A 20,088-nucleotide genomic window follows, 5' to 3' on the forward strand; every position below is an offset into this window, starting at 1 on the left:
AATCATAAGGTGCGATGCACTTTCAAGAATTTATATCGGGCTTGATTATTTTGATGCAACCCTCAACCGTATCGGTGCCTGGGTCCTGGGTGCGCGTTCAGTCCAGAAGGCACTATTATACGCCCTGCTTGAACCGATAAAGATGTTAAAGAAATTTGAAGAAAGAAAAGATTATATCTCCAGGCTCGGTATTTATGAAGCGTTAAAGACACTGCCTTTCAGTGCAGTCTGGGATTATTTCTGTTTTATCTCCAATGTCCCCCTTGACCCGGACTGGCTTGGTGCAATAAAAAAATACGAGCAGAATATTTTGAGCAAGCGAAGGGACTAATTCTTCTAATCTTTTTTCTAACGGAAAAACACGGGCTTAAAATGTCGGGCAAGGCTTTTGCCTTGTCTCACCCAGTGGAACCGGACTATAATTGACAAAAAGAAAATCTTTTATATAATTGTGTCCGCGAGGTGTTGTTATGAATAAAAAATATCTATTTATTTCTTTAATAATTCCCGTAATCTTTTTAATAAACTTGAGTTATTGCGTCCAGCGACTGGTGGTCTGTGAAGAAATGTACCAGGAAGACTGAGGCTCCTGTTATCCTGCCAGTTGTACACTGGCAAAAATCGCTACAGATTACCCGGGACGAGTTGCCGTTATTGAAATGCATTACGACAATGAATTTCCCCTTTATTCGCCAGAAGCAAGGGCACGCCTTTATAATTTTTACACACCACCTTGGTATTCAAATGGTTGGTGGTATATAAGCCCATGGCTATGGTATGACGGAAATAAACATGGCACGAATGTTTATCCCGCCTGGCGCACAAAAATTTTGAATGCCATGACCCGGCCGGCTCCGTTTACCTGCTCAATGTGGGGAATTTACAATCAGAATACTGGCAGTGGGATTGTCTATGCGAAATTCCGCAATGATTCCACAATAACTTTTAGCGGCACAATCCGTTTTGTTTTGACTGAAGACAGCGTCTATTTTGCCGCACCCAATGGCGATAACTGGCATAACCATGTAGCAAGGGATTATTTGCCGGATACTGGTGGAACAGCAGTCACAATTAATCCTGGTGATTCGGTAATTGTGAGCCGGAATTTTACAATCCAACCAGATTGGAATGTAAATAAGTGCGAAATCGTTACCTGGATTCAGTGTGATACAATGCTTCCTGATACTACAAAAGAAATCTGGCAGGCCGGGATCGTTAAGGTAACAGATTTAACGGGTATAGGAGAGATGATTTCTCAAAAGCCAACCAGCACAGAAGTTGTTCCCATTCCTAACCCGTGCGTTGATCATACCACATTCATTTTCAGTCAGGGCATAGGAGAACCATACTGCATTTCAATCTTTGATATCACCGGCAAAAAATTGCGTGAATTCAAAGGAATTGCGGCAAAAAATGCGATTGAAATCGTTGAATGGGATTTAAAAGACAAGGCTGGGAAGAAAGTAAATCCCGGGATTTATTTTTATATATTCACCACTTGTAGTAAAAGCACTTCAGGGAAAATTGTAATTAGATAGATTTTCACCATCATTATCAATGCCTTCATTTATTCTGGAATTCTGGTAATTACCGGAATTCCAGAACACACTTTTTAACGACTGATTAATAAGAAAGATAAGAGACAATCAAATATAATACAATACATTATTTGGATATGTTAATTATTTTGATCAAGTGTCTATCAGTTATTCAATTTAACAAATTTACGCACCCCTGAATAATCCCTTCCGATATCAATCTTAATGAAATATATGCCTGCTGGCAGGTTTTTTGCACTCCAGGATATTGTCATCCTGTCCGGATTAATATTTTGCGGACAAATTTCGGTAATTTTACCGCCATTGACATCCAATACCGAAATTACCAATTTATCGGATTGGGGTATTTTTATCTCCATATTGATAATGTCATAAACAATGCTGGGCTGGATATTAAATAAAACTGGCATTTTTCCTGCAGGTATCTCCATATAACCGGTATTATCTACTCCCAATTTAGTCAAAAATGCATCGGCCTGACCATTTATAAATCCCTGAAAAGGATTCATAAGTGGGAAATTAGATGATAGAGTATTACCGGTTACATACGCACAACCGCTCTGGTCAACGGCAAGTCCATACGGCACATCATCGCTATTACCACCCAGATAGGAACTATAACTCAATTGGTTACCGGCAAAAACAAATTTTGTAATAAATCCATCATAATAACCACCACCATAAGAATTCTGGAATGCATTTCTCAATGGGAAATTTCCTGAACCAGTATATCCGGTTACATAAACACATTGATATGAGTCCACGGCGATGTCCTGTCCATATTCATAACTTGTACCACCTAAAAAAGTGCTGAAGACTAAATTTGTTCCATTAACATTGAATTTTGACACAAAGGCGTCAACCCCATAGTGAATATTCTGATACGGATTATAAATGGGGAAATTGTCTGATTCGGTGCCGCCAGTCACATAGGCATGACCAAATCTATCAACACATACTGCCTGACAATAGTCGTATAATTCACCCCCAAAATATGTACTATAAATGAGCGCATTCCCCGCCGCTGATAATTTGGTTACAAAGCCATCATTTGCTCCAGCCAAATTGGGCTGAAATGGATCCTGAACAGGGAAATCCGGTGAAGAGGTATAACCTACGACATAAATATTATTAGCATTGTCCAATGCCAGACCCCAACCTTCATCCAGGACCGAGCCCCCTAAATAGGTGCTGAAGGCAAGTTGATTTCCTGAAGGTAAAAATTTTGTTATAAAACAGTCAAAATAACCTCCACCATAGTTGGGTTGTAGAGGATTTCGTAAAGGGAAATTGGTAGAAGAAGTTTTACCTACGACATAACAATGACTATTCGGATCAACAGCAATATCCATTGCCTGGTCATCACCTGACCCACCAAGATAGGTGCTGAATAAAAGCTGGTTACCCAGGGCACTTATTTTTGTGACAAATGCATCATATAACCCACCCGCATTATACTGCTGATAATAATTTATCACGGGAAAGTTTGTTGATGATGTTCGGCCGGCAATATAAATATTTCCGAGACTATCAATAGCAATACCATAAGCCACATCTTCGTCAGTACCACCTAAATAGGTGCTATAAAGCAATTGGTTTCCACCAGGAGAAAATTTACTTATAAAGACATCAAAACTACCGGCATTGTAATTCTGATAAGGATTTTGCAGGGGAAAATTCGTAGAAAGAGTATAGCCAGCTACATAAGCACAGCCCGAAGTATCAACCACAACATCATTACCACTTTCATAAGAAGAACCACCGAGATAGGTACTGTAGATAATAGAAACCCGGGGGTCGATAATTAACGGTAGGCTTTTGTCATATTCGCCAATTTCAAATCCTAACGAATTTTTATTTGAAATCTTAAACCGCCCATCTATCTTAATCTTTTTTCCATCTCTGACCTGATATACAAGTAAATCAAACTCATTGTGCAAATTTCCATTGGCGACTATCACTGACTTCCCATCTTCTGATACATTCAATGCCCCAATTTCACTATATCGAATGCTAATACTGGAAGGGTCAGCACCGGGTTTGACGATAAAGTCGTATTTAAGGTTGTGGTCACAAACATAAAATTTCAGGTCAATATCCGGATAGATATTGGAATAAATGATGCTTTTGAAATGGTGAACTTTTGTGCGCCATTTTGCCGGGTTATCACCGATGAAATAATTCGAATAATGGGGCAGGGTATCAAAGCCAATAACCTGCACATTCTCCGATACATTTTTTAGAGTCCATTTTATTGATTTAATCTCGGGATGATACAATACATCTCGCTGCGCGGCAGGAGATTTTTTAGGATTATTTATTTTTTCAACATTGTTCGCCACCAGTGTCTGGCAGATGAATCCATCATTCAGAAACCAGTAGGTGGCGCCATTGACAATGGCTACAAATTTTACCTGTTCATCCCATTGTCCTTGATTAGCAATGAAATAAGCCGGTTTTTCAGTAACAAACTCTAAACCCAGGGCGTTTTCGCCCCACACTAATAAAAAGACAATCCACAAAGATGATATTTTTTTCATATTTCCCCCTTTCTTTATTTGTTTTTTAGTTTGTTCTCTGGAACCATTTATTTGCGCAAATTTTACATATCTTCGACCCAATGTCAATGGATCGATTTAGGAAGATGTTATCCAGAAATAAAAATGTTGCAACCGAGTGTGCAGAAGGTTTTAGATATTAAAAAATGCGGATAGAATTAAAATGTATATACTTGGGTTTTGACCCCGGTTGCTCGCCTCCACCGCTTCAGATTATTTTTCTGTTGACTTGGCGAAAAATTTAGTTAATATTAGTATAATAAAAGGAGTGCTATGGCAAAGGATGAGAAGGAGAAGGTATTATCAATGGCAATAAGCCAGATTGAGAAACAGTTTGGTAAGGGTGCGGTGATGCGTTTGGGTGCTGAAGAATCCAAGGTGGAGGTGAGTGTCATTCCTTCGGGTTCGCTCGCCTTGGATTATGCCCTGGGGATTGGTGGTTATCCGCGAGGTAGAGTCGTTGAGATTTTTGGTCCGGAAGCGGGTGGTAAAACAACTTTAGCCCTGGAAGCGATTGCCCAGGCACAAAAATTGGGTGGTAATGCGATATTCATCGATGCTGAGCATGCCTTTGACCCCAAGTATGCCCAGGCAATCGGAGTGGACCTTGATAATCTTTATATTTCACAACCGGATACCGGGGAACAGGCATTGGAAATTGCTGAAATTCTTACTCGCTCAGGTGGAGTGGACATCATTGTTGTGGATTCAGTAGCTGCATTAGTCCCAAAGGCGGAAATCGCGGGAGAGATGGGTGATATGCAGGTGGGACTGGTAGCACGTTTGATGTCTCAGGCATTAAGAAAACTGACCGGGGTGATAAGCAAATCCAAGACCGTGGCAATCTTCATAAATCAAATTCGTATGAAGATCGGGGTGATGTATGGTTCCCCGGAGACCACCCCGGGTGGATTGGCATTAAAATTCCATTCTTCAATCCGGATTGATATACGCAAGATTGCGACTTTAAAGAAAGGTGAGAATGTGATTGGTTCACGCACCAAGGTCAAGGTGGTGAAGAATAAACTTGCTCCGCCATTTCGCGAGGCCGAATTTGATATTATCTACGGTGAGGGGATATCAAAGTTGGGTGAATTGGTAGATATCGGAACCGAGCAGGGTATTATTGATAAATCTGGCACCTGGTATTCATATAAAAATGATCGGATCGGTCAGGGAAGGGATGCGGTTATCGAGTTTTTGAAGGCAAACCCAGATATCGCTCAGAAGATTGAAAAAGAATTGCGTGCCAAGTTGTTCGGGAAATCAGTTGAAGATAAGCAAAATAGAAGTTCAAAAGAGAAATAAAAAAAGGTCAAACATTTATCTCAACGGTGAATACCGACTGGCGCTGGATAATGAGATCATTTTAAAATACGACCTTAAAGAAGGTGATGAGATTGACGATGTCCAACTTAAAGGACTTTTGTTTGCGGAACAAAAACAGCGTCTCAAACAACGGGCTTACAAATTGTTGCGCTATCGGAATCGTTCGGTGGCGGAATTGAAGGAAAGACTTATTAAATTGGGTTACGAGCCGGACCTGATTGATGCGGTGTTATATGAACTTAAAACTGAGGGCATCCTGGATGACGAGCGCTTTGCGCAAAATTTTGTTGATAATTATACCAATCTCAAACCCCGGGGTAATATCTTTATCATCAAAGAATTGCGCAAGCGGAAGATTGACGAACAGCACATCCAGGAGCTCGTAAAGGAACGAGATGAGATTCCCCTCATCAAGAAGATGATTGAAAAGCGCTATGGAAAATTTGATAAAAAAGATTTCAGGCAGAAAGGCAAAATTTTCCGATATCTTATAAGCAAAGGTTTTACTCCACAATCTATCGCCCAAGTATTGGGAGAAGATTATGAATAATTTTGAAATCCGGGAGAGTTTTTTAAATTTTTTTAAAGAGCGGGGTCATACCATCGTTCCTTCTATGTCCTTGATTCCGCGCGATGACCCGAGTCTCTTGTTCACCAGTGCCGGAATGGTTCAATTCAAACCATTGTGGACTGGAACCGTGCCTTTGCCTTATAAGCGTGCCGCCAGCATCCAGAAATGCTTAAGGTTATCTGACCTCGATAATGTGGGAAAGACCAGGCGTCACCATACATTCTTTGAGATGCTGGGTAATTTTTCTTTCGGTGACTATTTTAAAAGAGAAGCGATAATCTGGGCATGGGAATACCTGACCAAAGTTTTAAAGATTGATAAAACCCGGCTTTATGTTTCGGTTCATTACCAAGATGATGAGGCTTATAAAATCTGGAAAGAAGAAATTGGATTGAGCCCTGAACGAATTTTTAAACTGGGCGATGAGACAAATTTCTGGGGTCCGGCTGGCGACTCCGGACCCTGTGGACCATGTTCAGAGATATACTTTGACCTCGGCGAAGAGTTCTCCTGCGGAAAAAATACCTGTGCTCCGGGTTGTGACTGTGATAGATATTCCGAGGTCTGGAATCTGGTCTTTCCGCAGTTTGATCAGAAAGTTTCAGGTGAGCGAATACCACTGAAAAACCGGGGCGTGGACACTGGGATGGGGCTGGAGAGGCTGGCGAGCATTGTGCAGAATAAAGCCTCCAATTTTCATACCGACCTTTTTTATCCCATCATCCAAAATATAGTAGAACTCACCGGCAGACCATATGGCAGAGAAAAAACAACGGATATCAATATCAATACGATTGCCGACCATATCCGGGCACTCGTCTTCGCCATCGGGGATGGGATTATTCCTTCCAATGAAGAACGAGGTTATGTTTTGCGCCGCATCTTACGCCGGGCAACACGCTTGAATTTGAATTTCGGGATAAATGAGCCGATGCTTTATAAACTGGTGCCCACGGTGGTGGAGTTGTATAAACGACCTTATCCGGATCTTGTGGAACATCGCGAGGAGATCACCCTTGTGATCAAAGCCGAAGAAGAACGATTTCTGGCGACCCTGGAAAAGGGGATGGCACTCTTTGAAGAACTGGCAAGGAAGAAAAAGAATATCTCCGGAGACGAGGCGTTTAAACTCTATGATACATATGGTTTTCCCATTGAACTCACCTTGGAGATCGCAAGAGAAAAAGGAATGGTGGTTGATGAAAAAGGGTTTTTGCAAAATCTGGAGAATGCCCGCGCCGAATCAAGGGCCAAGGCGAAATTCACCTTGGGTGGCGAATGGCGGATATTAAAAGAAGGGACTGGTAGATTTGTTGGCTATGAAAAGTCCGAGGTTGAGACCGAAATCCTGCGGTATAATGATTCAGGGAAAAGCATTGAACTCGTCCTTGCCGAATCACCATTTTATGCCGAGGCTGGCGGTCAGGTGGGTGAAACCGGCTGGATTATAGGCTCTGATTTCAAACTCAGAGTCCTTGACACCTACTGGCTCCAGGGGATGAATACCTGTCATTGTGAACTGGAGACCGGTAAATTTATTCCGCAAAAAGTCTTTGCCCAGGTGGATATGAAACACCGGAAGGAGAGCGCCCGGGCACATACCACTACCCATCTCCTCCACGCTGCCCTACGCAGAATTCTCGGCGAGCATGCCCGGCAGGAAGGTTCATTCGTCGCGCCCGGACGATTCCGTTTTGACTTTATACATTTTAAACCTCTAAGCGAAGATGAGATAAAGGCGATTGAAGATTTGGTGAACGAAAAGATAATGGAAGCAATACCGGTGGATAAGTTCTGGACAAGTCTGGATGAGGCAAAGCGCCTGGGTGCGATGGCACTATTTGGTGAGAAATATGGTAAAGAAGTGCGGGTCGTTAAAATTCGGGATTTTTCTATTGAACTTTGTGGAGGTATCCATCTTGATAACACCGGTGAGGTGGGACTTTTTAAGATTGTTGCCCAGGAGTCGGCGGCTGCAGGTATCAGAAGGATTGAAGGTCTGGTCGGATTTAATCTCCTGGAAGAATTACGGCGCTACCGTGGTATTGTGAAAAACATCGCCGAATTTTTGGGCAGCGACCAGAATATTTTGGAGAAATTTGAAGAGTTTCAAAATCGGCTTAAAGCGTTGGAAAATACTGTACAGAAACAACAGAACAGGCTCGCTCAGTTTGTAGCCCAGAAGATAATTGAGGAGACGGGTGAGGAACGCTGGATTGTAAAAAGGATTGAGGGTTTTGACAGCACCGGGATGCGCTTGGTGGCAGATTTTATTCGAGAGAAAGTAAAAGATAAAGGTGGCGTTCTCTACGATGTTGTGAATAACCGGGTGAATTATCTGGTATTCGTGGGCGAGGAATTAAAACAAAAGCATCCAGCCCACCAGTTGATTAAAACAGTAAGCAAGATCATCGGGGGTGGGGGTGGTGGTAAGCCGCATCTTGCCGAAGGCGGAGGCGGCAAACCCGAAAAGATTCACGAGTTGATGGAATATTTCAAGGAAAACATAGGTGTCTGATACTAAGAAATTTTTGAGGTCAAATCAAAAATTACTATTCGCCCCGCACCCTAATTTTTTGACTTTGGGATCCTTCTTTTTTATTGCATTTCTGGTATCAATAATCAAGCGGGAGTATTTTAAAATCTTCTCATAATCGTACGCCGAATGATCGGTGAGGATTACAACCGCATCATATTCTTTTAATCTGGAAAAATTTAATCTCACCGATTTGATCTTTTTGCCGTTGAGTTCAAAATAAGGAACATGGGGATCATTGTAATCCAACTTACTCACTTTATCCTTTATGATCTGGTAAACCTTGATGGCAGGGGAATCACGGAGGTCAGAGATATCTTTTTTGAACGCCATTCCTAACAAAAGCACTTTTGCCTTTGACGGGCAGACCCCGGATTTGCTTAATTCTTCGATTGTTTTGTTGACGACAAAATAAGGCATCTCTTCATTCACCCGCGCAGAAAGTTCAATAAAGACCGTATGGAAATCATACTCCCGTGCCTTATAAGAGAGATAATAAGGATCCACCGGAATACAATGTCCACCAACACCTGGTCCGGGATAGAAAGGCATAAAACCAAAAGGCTTAGTCTTGGCGGCTTGGATCACTTCCCAAATATCGATGTTTCCCATTCTCTCACACAACTGGGCAAACTCATTCACCAGGGCGATGTTCACATTGCGGAAGGTATTTTCCAGGAGTTTGGTCATTTCCGCGGTGCGCGCCGACGATACCGGCACGACCTGATTGACAAACTGTTTATAAAATTCAGTGGTTATTTCGGTACACTTTTTCGTGACTCCACCGACCACTGCTGGGGTATTGGCAATACCGAATTTTTTATTCCCGGGGTCAATCCGCTCCGGGCAGAAAGCAAGATAAAAATCTTTCCCCACCTTTAAGCCGCTCTCCTCGAGTATCGGAAGGAGAATCTTCTCTGTCGTCTCAGGAAAGGTAGTGCTTTTTAATATCACCAATTGACCTTTGCGCAAAATTTTTGCAATATTCTTGCCACTGCTAATGATTGGATTTAAATCCGGTTCTTTATTCGCATTGACTGGGGTCGGGACACAGATAATGATGATCTCAACCGCTTTTAATTTATTATAATCCAAAGTAGCGCAAAGCTTTTTTTCTCGGACAAATTTAGCCAATTCTTCTTGAGGCACATCATCTATGAACGAAATCCCATGGTTTATTTTTTCTACCCGTTGTTTATCAATATCAACACCCAGGACGGTGAATCCTCGGCGGCATAATTCGAGTGCGAGGGGAAGTCCTACATAACCCATGCCGATGATTCCAACTTTTGCCTTTTTTGATCTAATCAGCTGTTTCAGCATTACGCTCCTTGTTGAAGGATTATATACAAAATTTAAAATCCGTCAAGTTCATCATCTCTCTCCTTGACACTGGTTCCATTCTGACTAAAATTAATCATGATGGATAGATTTGGTGCTTGGTTATCCAGAATTTCTATTCCCTGCATTAAATGTTGCAAGCTGCGGACTTAAAGACCAGAAAGATGTCAGATCTGAGAGATGGTATCTGGGTCAAAGGTGCCCGCGTCCATAATTTAAAAAATATTGATGTTTTTATTCCCCGGAATAAACTGGTGGTGATCACCGGTATTTCCGGCTCTGGAAAGTCATCGCTTGCATTTGATACACTTTATGCCGAAGGTAAGAGAAGATATGTGGAATCCCTTTCTGCATATGCTCGCCAGTTTTTGGGGATGATGGATAAACCAGATGTGGATGAGATCACCGGACTTTCACCCGCAATCGCTATCCAGCAACGCACCGCCGCAAAAAACCCCCGTTCTACAGTTGGAACGGTCACCGAGATCTATGATTACCTAAGGGTTCTATTCGCCCGGATCGGTATCCCATATTGTTACCGGTGCGGCCAGCGGATTGAATCCCAGACTACAGACCAGATTGTGGATGCGATACTCGCCTATCCCACGGGCACGAGGATTGAAATTCTCGCTCCGGTGATAAGGGGAAGGAAAGGAGAGTATAAAGAATATCTCCAGCGCCTCAAAAGGCGGGGATATGTACGGGTCCGGGTGAACGGAAAGATATATGAGATTGAAGAGGTCCCAGAATTGGAGCGTTATAAAAAACACAATATTGAGATTATGATTGACCGGTTGGTTCTAAAAGAAGGAATAAGAAAGCGGCTGGCGGATTCGGTGGAGATAGGATTGAAGGAAGGCGAAGGTCTTTTACTCGTGGTGTTTGAGGGCCATGAAGAAAAATTCTTCAGCCAGAAACTTGCCTGCGTGAATTGTGGGATAAGTTATCCAGAGATCTCGCCGCGGATGTTTTCTTTCAACTCACCTTATGGGGCCTGTGAGACCTGCGATGGGTTGGGGACAAAGATGGAGATCGATCCAAAAAGAGTTATCATCAATCCCCATCTTTCAATTTTGGATGGGGCAATAAAACCTTATGGGTTTCCTGGTTCCTGGCGGACAGCGATCTTGAAGGGACTCGCAAAAAAATTGAAATTTGATATAGAAAGACCCTTCAATAAATTGCCTGCCGAAGTTCGGGAGGCGATTCTTTATGGTGAGAATATTCCTATTGAAGTTGAGTATGTGCGTCGGGACGGATCGGGAAGAGGGGTCTTTCAAGAATTTTTTGAAGGGGTGATTCCTGAATTGATGCGCCGATACCGGGAGACGACCTCAGAGGCGGTCCGTGAGGAGATTGAAGATTATATGGTAATCACACCCTGCCCGGACTGCAAGGGTCGGAGATTGAAACCACAGAGTCTGGCAATAAAGGTTGGCGAGAGGAACATCGCCGAAATCACTGCCTTTTCAGTAAAGAACGCCCTCAATTTTTTCCAAAATCTAAAACTTTCAGAAAAAGAAAAGATAGTGGCGAGAGAGGTGATAAAGGAGATCATCCGACGGCTTGAATTTCTTAACGCAGTAGGGCTTGATTATCTAACCTTAGACCGGACCACGGATTCGCTGGCAGGTGGTGAAGAGCAACGGGTTCGGCTTGCGACCCAGATTGGTTCGGGACTGGTTGGTGTATTATACATCCTTGATGAGCCATCCATCGGTTTGCATCAAAGGGATAACAAAAGATTACTGGCAACCCTCAAATCGCTCCGCGACCTCGGTAATACCGTGCTCGTGGTGGAGCACGATGCAGAAACGATTCGTAGTGCCGATTACATAATTGATCTTGGTCCTGGGGCAGGTGAACAGGGTGGTTATGTAGTCTGTGCAGGAACGCCGGAGGAAGTAGCAAAAAATCCTAATTCCATCACCGGGCAATATCTTTCTGGAAAAAAAAGGATTGAGGTACCTAAGATGCGGCGGGTGAAGAAAGGTTCTTTAATAATCCGGGGTGCGCGGGCAAATAATCTGAAGTCAATTGATGTCGAAATTCCACTAGGAGTATTCGTTTGTGTCACAGGTGTCAGCGGCTCAGGAAAATCCACCCTGATCGTGGATACACTCTATCGGGCACTCGCCCAAGAATACTACCATTCCAAATATCCACCCGGTGAATACAAAGAGATTATTGGAATTGAGCAGATCGATAAGGTGATAAATATTGACCAATCACCGATTGGCCGGACACCCCGGTCCAATCCTGCGACCTATACCGGGGCATTCACACCGATTCGTGATTTGTTTGCTTCATTACCAGAAGCCCGGGTGCGGGGCTACAAACCGGGAAGGTTTTCATTCAACGTCCCAGGTGGTCGGTGTGAACAGTGCGAAGGGGGCGGGATCATCTGGATTGAGATGCACTTTCTTCCAGATGTTTATATCACCTGTGATGCCTGCCAGGGCCGTCGATTCAATCGTGAGACTTTGGAGATAAAATACAAAGGAAAGAATATCAGCGATGTCTTGGATATGTCGGTGGCTGAGGCACTGGAGTTCTTTCAGCATATTCCGCCGATTAAACGGAAACTCCAGTTACTATATGATGTTGGACTGGGGTATATCAAACTGGGTCAGCCGGCGACGACCCTTTCGGGTGGAGAAGCCCAGCGGATTAAACTCGCTAAGGAACTATCCAAGGTCGCAACCGGTCGGACATTATATATTCTTGATGAGCCAACCACCGGGCTCCATTTTGAAGATGTAAAATTACTTTTGGATGTTTTAAATCGGCTCGTGGATCGGGGTAATACAGTGGTTGTCATTGAACATAACCTGGAGGTGATAAAGTGTGCGGACTGGATCATTGATTTAGGACCCGAAGGGGGTGAAGAGGGGGGAAGGGTGGTCTGTACTGGAACACCAGAAGAAGTCGCCAGATACACAAATTCTTATACCGGGCAATTTTTACGCCAGGTTTTGTAATTAATTATTTCAATTTAAAATTTTCTTCTAAGAATTTGGTGGAGATATCACCAGCAATGAATTTTTCGTTATTCATTACCTCGAGATGGAATGGGATGGTGGTAGCAATCCCTTCGATCACCAATTCTTCCAATGACCGGCGCATCCGGGCGATTGCTTCAATTCTTGAATTACCATGGCAGATCAATTTGCCGATCAACGAATCATAGGTTGGTGGAATTGTGTAACCGGCAAAGATGTGGGTGTCAAAGCGGACACCGATTCCTTGGGGCATATGGAAGAAAGTGATCTTACCTGGTGAGGGTGCAAAGTTTTTTCGGGGGTCTTCGGCATTGATGCGGCATTCAATTGCATGACCCCTTAGATATATTTCCTCCTGTTTAAAAGAGAGTTTTTCACCCAAGGCAATCTTTATCTGTTCTTTCAGGATATCAATACCAGTGACCATCTCCGTAACCGGATGTTCCACCTGGATACGTGTATTCATTTCCATAAAATAAAAATTTTTCTTATCATCCATCAGAAATTCAATCGTGCCTGCGGATTGATACCCGATGCCTGATGCTGCCTTGATTGCGGTTTCCATCAATCTCTTTCTTAATTCCGCATCGACCGCGACCGATGGTGATTCCTCAATCAATTTCTGATGTCGGCGCTGAATAGAACATTCCCTTTCACCCAGTGCTACAACATGGCCGGTGCTATCGCCGAGGACTTGGACTTCGATATGCCGGGGTTTCTCAATATATTTTTCAATGTATAACCGTGGGTCGCCGAACGCCGCCTTCGCTTCGGCTTGGGCAATCCGGAATCCTGATTCCATCTCGTTCTCGTCGTGAATAATCCGCATCCCCTTTCCTCCTCCGCCAGCCGCGGCTTTTAAAATTACTGGGTAACCGATAGTGGCGGCAATCTTTTTTGCTTCTCGGATATTCTCAATTTCTCCATCGCTGCCCGGGATACCTAACACACCGAATTGGGCAAAAGTTTCCTTGGCTTTTATTTTATCACCCATTGCCCGGATGTGCTCGGGCTTGGGTCCGATGAAAATAATACCACAGGATTCACAGATCTCAGCAAATTCGGCATTTTCTGCAAGAAAACCGTAGCCGGGATGAATGGCCCGGGCACCGGTGATTTCGGCAGCACTGATGATCCGGGTGATATTTAGATAACTATCCCGAGCTGCTGGGGGACCGATACAAACGGCCTCATCGGCAAGTCGGGTATGTAAGGCATCGGCATCGGCTTCGGAATAGATTGCTACGGTCTTTAGATTGAGTTCTTTTGCTGCCCGGATGATTCTTATTGCAATTTCACCGCGGTTGGCAATAAGGATTTTTTCAAATTTCACTACTTTTTCTCAAAAGAACCCCAACCCCGCTCGGCAGTCGCTTCAATGCCCACGAGGCGCAATTTAAACTCATCCGGATTTGAGACTGCCTGGATTGCATCATCATAGGAGATCAGACCATCCTTATAGAGCCGGAATATGGATTGATCAAATGTCTGCATACCATACTGTCCGTAACCTTCTTCAATCGCGGACTGTATCAAAAGGGTTTTTACCGGGTCCAAGAGATACTCTTTAATAGTTGGCGTGGCAACCAGAATTTCTACTGCCGGGATTCTTCCTTTGCCATCTGCACGCGGTAACAAGCGGAGAGATATCACTCCAACGAGAGTCGCGGCAAGCAAGACCCTGATATGCTGGTGCTGATGGGGTGGATAGAAGGAAATGATCCGGTTGATTGTTTCCGTTGCATTTAAGGTATGGAGCGTGGACATCACCAGATGTCCGGTATCTGCAGCTTTCAAAGCGACATCCATCGTTTCGCGGTCCCGGATCTCACCGATCAGTATCACATCTGGGTCCTGCCGGAGAATATGGCGGAGGGCGATGGAGAAGGAAATCGTATCCATGAGCACTTCGCGCTGGTTGATGACCGAAAGATTATCCCGGAAGAGGTATTCAATGGGATCTTCAATGGTGATGATGTGCTTAGAGACATTTTCGTTTATATGTTCAATCATCGCTGCCAGGGTTGTGGATTTACCACTTCCAGTGGTCCCGGTGACGAGGATTAAGCCCCGGGGTTTGAGTGCCAGCTCCTTCAAGATCGGTGGAAGATTGAGTTCGTCAATCCTCTTTACCGACATAGGGATGGCACGCATCGCGATTGCAATACTACCGCGCTGGAGGAAGATATTGACCCGGAAGCGGCCAACCCCCCGGACGCCGATTGCAAAGTCCATCTCTTTCATCCTTTCAAATGTCTGCTGCTGGGAAGGGGTCATGATCTGATACGCCATCGTCTTGAGGACCTCAGGCGTCAGGGATTCTGATTTTTCAATGACCAGTCTTCCATCAATCCGGAAGACCGGTGGTGCCCCAGCCTTGAGATGGAGGTCTGAGGCATTGACCTTCATCATTTTTTCAAGTAATGCTTTTAACTCCATAGTTGTGCTAATTTAATTACCAAAGATTTATAACGGCTCAACCAAAAATAATTCCTGATTATATTCCACCGGTTCTTCGTTTTTCACGAGGATTTCAACGATCTTACCTGCGACATCGGATTCAATCTCATTCATCAGCTTCATCGCCTCGACGATACAGACCACCTGCCCGGGTTTTACAATGTCACCGACTTCCACATAAGGTGGTGCATCTGGTGCTGGGGCTCGATAAAAAGTGCCCACAATTGGGGAGCGGATCGCGACCAGGTTCTTTTTCGGGGTTTCTTCTTTTTTCTTTTCCGGCTCCGGGCTTGGGGTGGCCTGAGAAGGCGCCGGTTCTTTTACCACCGAAGGTGGTGCTTCTTTTGGGCTAATCTTTTGGAATCCATCTCCTTTGGACAATTTCAATTTCCTACCCCAGAAATCGGTGTATTCAATCTCGGTAAGGGGACTATCTTCCAGTAATTTAATGAGTTCTTTTATCTTTTTGATATTCATGGTTTATTTCAAAAGGCTCTGCAACCAATCCTGGAAGGATTTAAAATCCTCTTCTTTAGGTTTGGGAGTTTCTTCTTTTTTAGCCTCTTCTTTAGGTTTTTCGGCTTCAGGAAGTATGGGCTCGGGCTTGATTGGTTTTTCTTCCACCGGTTTCACCGGTTCTTTAGTTTTTTCTTCTCCTGTTTCAGCCACGGTTTTGGGCTGTTCTTCAGTTGAACTTGTCTTTAACTCTTGAAACGAGGGTATCTCTTCGATTTCACCGGGTTCGATCTTCATCTCCTGCTCGGGCGTGGGTGCTACAGACTGAGATCCCACGATCTCTTCTTTGGGTGGCTCTTCAATGGTTTCTTCACTGATAATCGGGGCTGCTGGTTGGGAGATCAAGGCTTCTGCCTCTCCAGGTGCTGAGCCCGCCGGCATTGTCTCCTCAACAGTAATTGGCTCTTCAGGTTTTACCAGGAATTCTTCCAGCGAAAGGATCTCCTCGGATTCCGTTGTTGTTTTTTCTTCAGCAGATTTGACTGGTTCCACTTTGATCTCCTCAAGCAGCGGTTGCGGTTCTATGGGCGGTGGTGTCACAGGTTGGTCCAGATCGACTACCCGTTCACCCAGTTGAGGCTCCGGAGGTGGAGGAACTTCTACTTTGGGCATAGTGGAGATCTCTTCTGGTCGGAGATAGGTCTCAAGCCCCATCTCGGCGATCTTTTCTTCTTCAACTTTTTTTATTTCCTGCACTACCCCGGAAATTTTATTCTTTAATTCATTTATTTTATGCTTCAAAGCCAGGTCAGTGGGGTCCATAAAACTTAAGTGTTCATATACCTTCAGCGCTTCTTCAAGATTTCCCTGACGCTCGTATTCCTGAGCAAGTGTTAGGGTATAAATCTCTCCTTTCCGCTGTGTGGCCTCCAACTGGGCGAGTCGGTTTTTTGCCATTTCATCACTCGGGTCAATCGAGATTATCCCTTTATATGCTTTAATCTGGCAGGCTTCATCTTTTAGATTTTCACATACCTGGGCTAAAAGTCGGAGCGCTACAATGTTTACTGGATCAAGCTGTATCGTCTTTTCCAGGGCCTCTTTGGCCTGGTTGAACATTCTTTTATCATAGTAACACTTACCAAGAATCAGATGCGCCAGCGGATACTGAGGATGATATTGGAGCCCCTGTTTGAGCACTTCCAGCGCCTCGTCGACCATATTATTCTTCCGATAGGCATCTGCAAGTTGCACAAAAATCCGCGATTTGGGATCCTTATTATAGCGCTCGGCTAACCGCGCAATTTCTGTGAAATCTTGTTCGGCCATTTATGCCTCCAACAATTTATTTTAATCAAATAATAAAGATTGTCAAGGGAATCATTCATGCCATTCTGACCGTTGGACCGAGTTCATCATAACTTCAAGACCCATCAGGTAATCAGTTTTTCTTTCTCCCGGGAGAAAGAGCATACCATCAATCACATATAAAAAATCGTCTTTGGCTAAAAAATAGGTTAAAAAGGGACCACCGGCGACGAGCGAGTCATTTTGCCATACACCCTTCAAGCGCAGTCCTTGCATTCCTTTGAATTCTATTCGTGCGGCAGTAGTAAAATCTTTTACTACATAATCCCCGTGGTAGAAACGGCGGGTGAGGTCGTTTCTTTTTTCAATAGCCAGCGAATCATTGACCGGCAGACTTCCCCTTTCTTGATAAAAAAATACGATCCGGTCTGGATAGTGGGTATGGACATAAACAAAATTCTCGTTCTGGTAGGTTGAGTCAATCATCCAGCCCACCGGCACATCCACTGTCCAGCCCAGGCGTTTTAAATGGTTTTTTATATTTTGATCCATTTCTTTCTCATAGAAAGATGTCTTAACTTTTTGGTAGTAAGCCTCTTCCAGAATTTTTTTGATCATTTTCTGGTATTTAACTATCCCCGGTTTTGTATATTCGGGATCCGAGGTGGCTAAAATTACTACGGTCTGGTTTTTTGCCCAAAGGTTTTGGACTTTAAAAAGATTGAAGGTATCACGCTGGGTGGCATTGCGTGCTTCCTCACTAAGTAATTCGTAGATAAAATTTTCTTTCAATGAGCCGTAAAGAAAGAGCGAATGGAAAAGTTTGACATTTTTTAAACTCGTGTCAGGAGCAAAGACGAACACAAAATACGGTTCTCGCTGGGGGACAAGGTGATAAATCTGGAGATTTTCTTTGATGAAACTGGAATCAATCTCAGATGCAACCACGACTACATCCCGGGCTTTTCCCACACTCACCGGCATATTACGACAATAGAAGAACCACACCAACATGAAGGTGAGGGGAAAGAGTCGAGTTTTAAAAAATCTCATTTTAAATTATATTAATTAAATGGGAAATGTCAACAGCAAAGGCGTCTTTAAAGTTCAATATTTTATAATACTCTTTTTGAGCGTGTCTCCGAGAAAAAGGAAATAAATCCCGCTAGGCACTTCTCGGCCTGTTTCATCTGTGCAATTCCAAACCCACTCAAAGCCTTCTGATTTTGGCAACGAAAAATTTTTTATTCTTCTGCCAGCTATATCATAGATCACGATATTACTGATATTCGAAAGGTATCCACTGATGCGGACTGTGTTCCTACAGGGTGAAGGGAAGATCCGGAAGGTGTTCGGTGATCCAGGATATTTCCTGGACAATTCCTCCACCCCTGTTTGGTCCGGATATGTTCTCACCAGGTAAGCATTATCGTCGCCCGCACCGTAGGAATTGGTAATTCCTGCAATGATATAACCGTCATCCGAAGTTTTTTTGATAGAGTAGGCACAATCAGTGCCCGGACCACCGTATATCAATGTCCAGAGATTTAGACCTGCCGTATCTGTGCGCACTGTATACATTTCGTAACTGAAGTTCCCGGCGAGAATATAATTATTGTTGCCGATTTCCTGGACTGAAAATGCGGTATCATTATTCAGACTCCCCTGAAACCGACTCCAGACCAAGGTACCTCGCTGGTTGTATCTTAAAAGGCACCATTCCTGCCCGAGCAAGGTGAAGTAAGCGGTGCCACAAACAATGTATCCAGAATCTAAGGTCTCCTGGATACAAAAGCCGGATTCGTCAAAATAAGTACCGTAAAGGCTCATCCATTCCACTTCGCCCTGGGCATTGATTTTCACAGTTATTATGTCACTCCCACCATTCCCGAAAGAATAGGTCTTGCCGGTGAGAATTGCACCATGATCATGGGTGGCAACACCACAATAGGCATAATCATCCTCACTACCACCGTAGGTCTTTGACCAGATGACTTCGCCTGTGGAATCGATCTTTAATAAAAAGATATCTTGATTACCTGCGCCACTCGAATTTGTAGTACCCCAAAGGAGATAATTGTTATCCAGGGTAGGAGTGATACCATAGCCCCATTCTTCAGCGGTGTCGCCATATACCCTGGCCCCTATTGAATCACCCGCCTCATTTATCTTAAGCAAAAGAATATCTCCGCGGTCGTGTCCAGCAGAAAAAGTCGTTCCAACTATAAAATATGTATTTTCAGAAACAGGACAGATCCCAGAACCATAATCATCTCCAGATCCGCCCAATGCCTTTGTCCATTGTGGATAACCGAGTGAATCGACTTTAAAGATGAAAATATCATATCTACCATTACCATAAGAATTGGTCGCACCCACACCAATAAATCCATGATCCTGACATTCAATTGCTGACCGGGCATAATCGCGATTTTCACCTCCATAAATCCTCGCCCATTTAATCGTCGGGCTCTGCAGGAGAATTATTAAAATCAATAAAAAAGGCATTTTCTAAATTTTACATGACCAAATATTCTATGTCAAGAGGTGCATCAAAACTGAGTCTCTCCACTTATTTAGCCACAATGAAACCTATCGGCAAAATTTGTAAAGATGATCAATCATTTTGTTGTCGGGCAAGGCTTTAGGGAGTTTTTTGCCGTAAGGCAAGACAAACAAAAATGCAAACCTGAAGTTGTCGGGTGGTAACCGGTAAAATGGTAGGCGCAGGCTTCAGCCTGCGGATAAATGTTTTTAAATCTCAGGGTATCTCGCACCCTGAAGGGTGCGGCTACCGCTAATAATCCAGTGGAGATAAAAACAATTTGAAAAAGTAGAGAGGACTCAGAGACATAAACTGAGTACTCCTCACTTTTAATCTTCGGTTGGGCATAACTTTTTGAAACAAAAAAGCCACGGGTATTTGGATAAATCCAGCTTATCCAATAATTCTAAACCCAATCGGAAA

Annotated in this window: 14 protein-coding genes; 6 read left to right on the plus strand and 8 right to left on the minus strand. The window is 43.7% G+C overall.

Annotated elements, in window-relative coordinates; translation table 11 throughout:
- Positions 1-331: L-rhamnose isomerase (locus tag ABIL39_09685; GenBank protein MEO0166393.1), on the plus strand; the 331-nt coding region annotated here is incomplete at its 5' end.
- Between the two features lie 328 nt (positions 332-659).
- On the plus strand, positions 660-1,538 hold the full coding sequence (locus ABIL39_09690) for an Omp28-related outer membrane protein (protein ID MEO0166394.1): 879 nt from the start codon (positions 660-662) through the stop codon (positions 1,536-1,538).
- 164 nt (positions 1,539-1,702) lie between these two features.
- On the opposite strand, the gene ABIL39_09695 is transcribed toward ABIL39_09690, so the two are convergent.
- A complete protein-coding gene (locus tag ABIL39_09695; protein ID MEO0166395.1) occupies positions 1,703-4,099 on the minus strand; it encodes an SBBP repeat-containing protein in 2,397 nt (798 codons plus the stop codon).
- A gap of 291 nt (positions 4,100-4,390) precedes the next feature.
- Between ABIL39_09695 and recA the strand changes: the two genes are divergently transcribed.
- The 3 genes from recA to alaS are packed head-to-tail and all read left to right on the plus strand — an operon-like array spanning position 4,391 to position 8,535.
- Positions 4,391-5,425: a recombinase RecA gene (gene recA, locus ABIL39_09700; protein ID MEO0166396.1), complete on the plus strand. Its 1,035-nt coding sequence runs from the start codon at positions 4,391-4,393 to the stop codon at positions 5,423-5,425.
- Positions 5,388-5,996 carry a RecX family transcriptional regulator gene (locus ABIL39_09705; GenBank protein MEO0166397.1) on the plus strand — a complete coding sequence of 203 codons (609 nt, stop codon included), beginning with the start codon at positions 5,388-5,390 and terminating at the stop codon, positions 5,994-5,996. The genes recA and ABIL39_09705 overlap by 38 nt, the downstream gene beginning before the upstream one ends.
- The gene (gene alaS, locus ABIL39_09710) at positions 5,989-8,535 is read left to right on the plus strand and encodes an alanine--tRNA ligase (protein ID MEO0166398.1); all 2,547 of its coding nucleotides are present in this window, start codon (positions 5,989-5,991) and stop codon (positions 8,533-8,535) included. Before ABIL39_09705 ends, alaS begins: the two co-directional genes overlap by 8 nt.
- A gap of 24 nt (positions 8,536-8,559) precedes the next feature.
- Here the strand turns inward: alaS and ABIL39_09715 are convergent, their stop codons facing one another.
- On the minus strand, positions 8,560-9,876 hold the full coding sequence (locus ABIL39_09715; GenBank protein MEO0166399.1) for a nucleotide sugar dehydrogenase: 1,317 nt from the start codon (positions 9,874-9,876) through the stop codon (positions 8,560-8,562).
- Between the two features lie 182 nt (positions 9,877-10,058).
- Here ABIL39_09715 and uvrA point away from each other — a divergent pair, with 182 nt between their 5' ends.
- Complete coding sequence (gene uvrA / locus ABIL39_09720; protein MEO0166400.1) at positions 10,059-12,875, plus strand: excinuclease ABC subunit UvrA; 2,817 nt, start codon at positions 10,059-10,061, stop codon at positions 12,873-12,875.
- Positions 12,876-12,879: 4 nt separating this feature from the next.
- Here the strand turns inward: uvrA and accC are convergent, their stop codons facing one another.
- Genes accC through ABIL39_09750 form a run of 6 tightly spaced genes read right to left on the minus strand, consistent with a single transcriptional unit; the run spans position 12,880 to position 19,628 of the window.
- Positions 12,880-14,229, minus strand: coding sequence for an acetyl-CoA carboxylase biotin carboxylase subunit (accC, locus tag ABIL39_09725; GenBank protein MEO0166401.1), 1,350 nt, complete (start codon positions 14,227-14,229; stop codon positions 12,880-12,882).
- Positions 14,229-15,335, minus strand: coding sequence for a PilT/PilU family type 4a pilus ATPase (locus ABIL39_09730; protein ID MEO0166402.1), 1,107 nt, complete (start codon positions 15,333-15,335; stop codon positions 14,229-14,231). Before ABIL39_09730 ends, accC begins: the two co-directional genes overlap by 1 nt.
- A gap of 27 nt (positions 15,336-15,362) precedes the next feature.
- Entirely contained in the window at positions 15,363-15,833 is a 471-nt protein-coding gene (gene accB, locus ABIL39_09735; GenBank protein MEO0166403.1) for an acetyl-CoA carboxylase biotin carboxyl carrier protein, read from the minus strand.
- Positions 15,834-15,836: 3 nt separating this feature from the next.
- Positions 15,837-17,141: a tetratricopeptide repeat protein gene (locus tag ABIL39_09740; GenBank protein ID MEO0166404.1), complete on the minus strand. Its 1,305-nt coding sequence runs from the start codon at positions 17,139-17,141 to the stop codon at positions 15,837-15,839.
- A 51-nt stretch (positions 17,142-17,192) separates the two neighbouring features.
- The gene (locus ABIL39_09745; GenBank protein MEO0166405.1) at positions 17,193-18,173 is read right to left on the minus strand and encodes a DUF4837 family protein; all 981 of its coding nucleotides are present in this window, start codon (positions 18,171-18,173) and stop codon (positions 17,193-17,195) included.
- Between the two features lie 54 nt (positions 18,174-18,227).
- A complete protein-coding gene (locus ABIL39_09750) occupies positions 18,228-19,628 on the minus strand; it encodes a hypothetical protein (protein MEO0166406.1) in 1,401 nt (466 codons plus the stop codon).
- Positions 19,629-20,088: the final 460 nt, after the last annotated feature.

This window comes from candidate division WOR-3 bacterium (genome assembly GCA_039802205.1).
In the GTDB taxonomy this organism is placed as follows: domain Bacteria; phylum Hydrothermota; class Tepidihabitantia; order SM23-42; family JAOAFX01; genus JAOAFX01.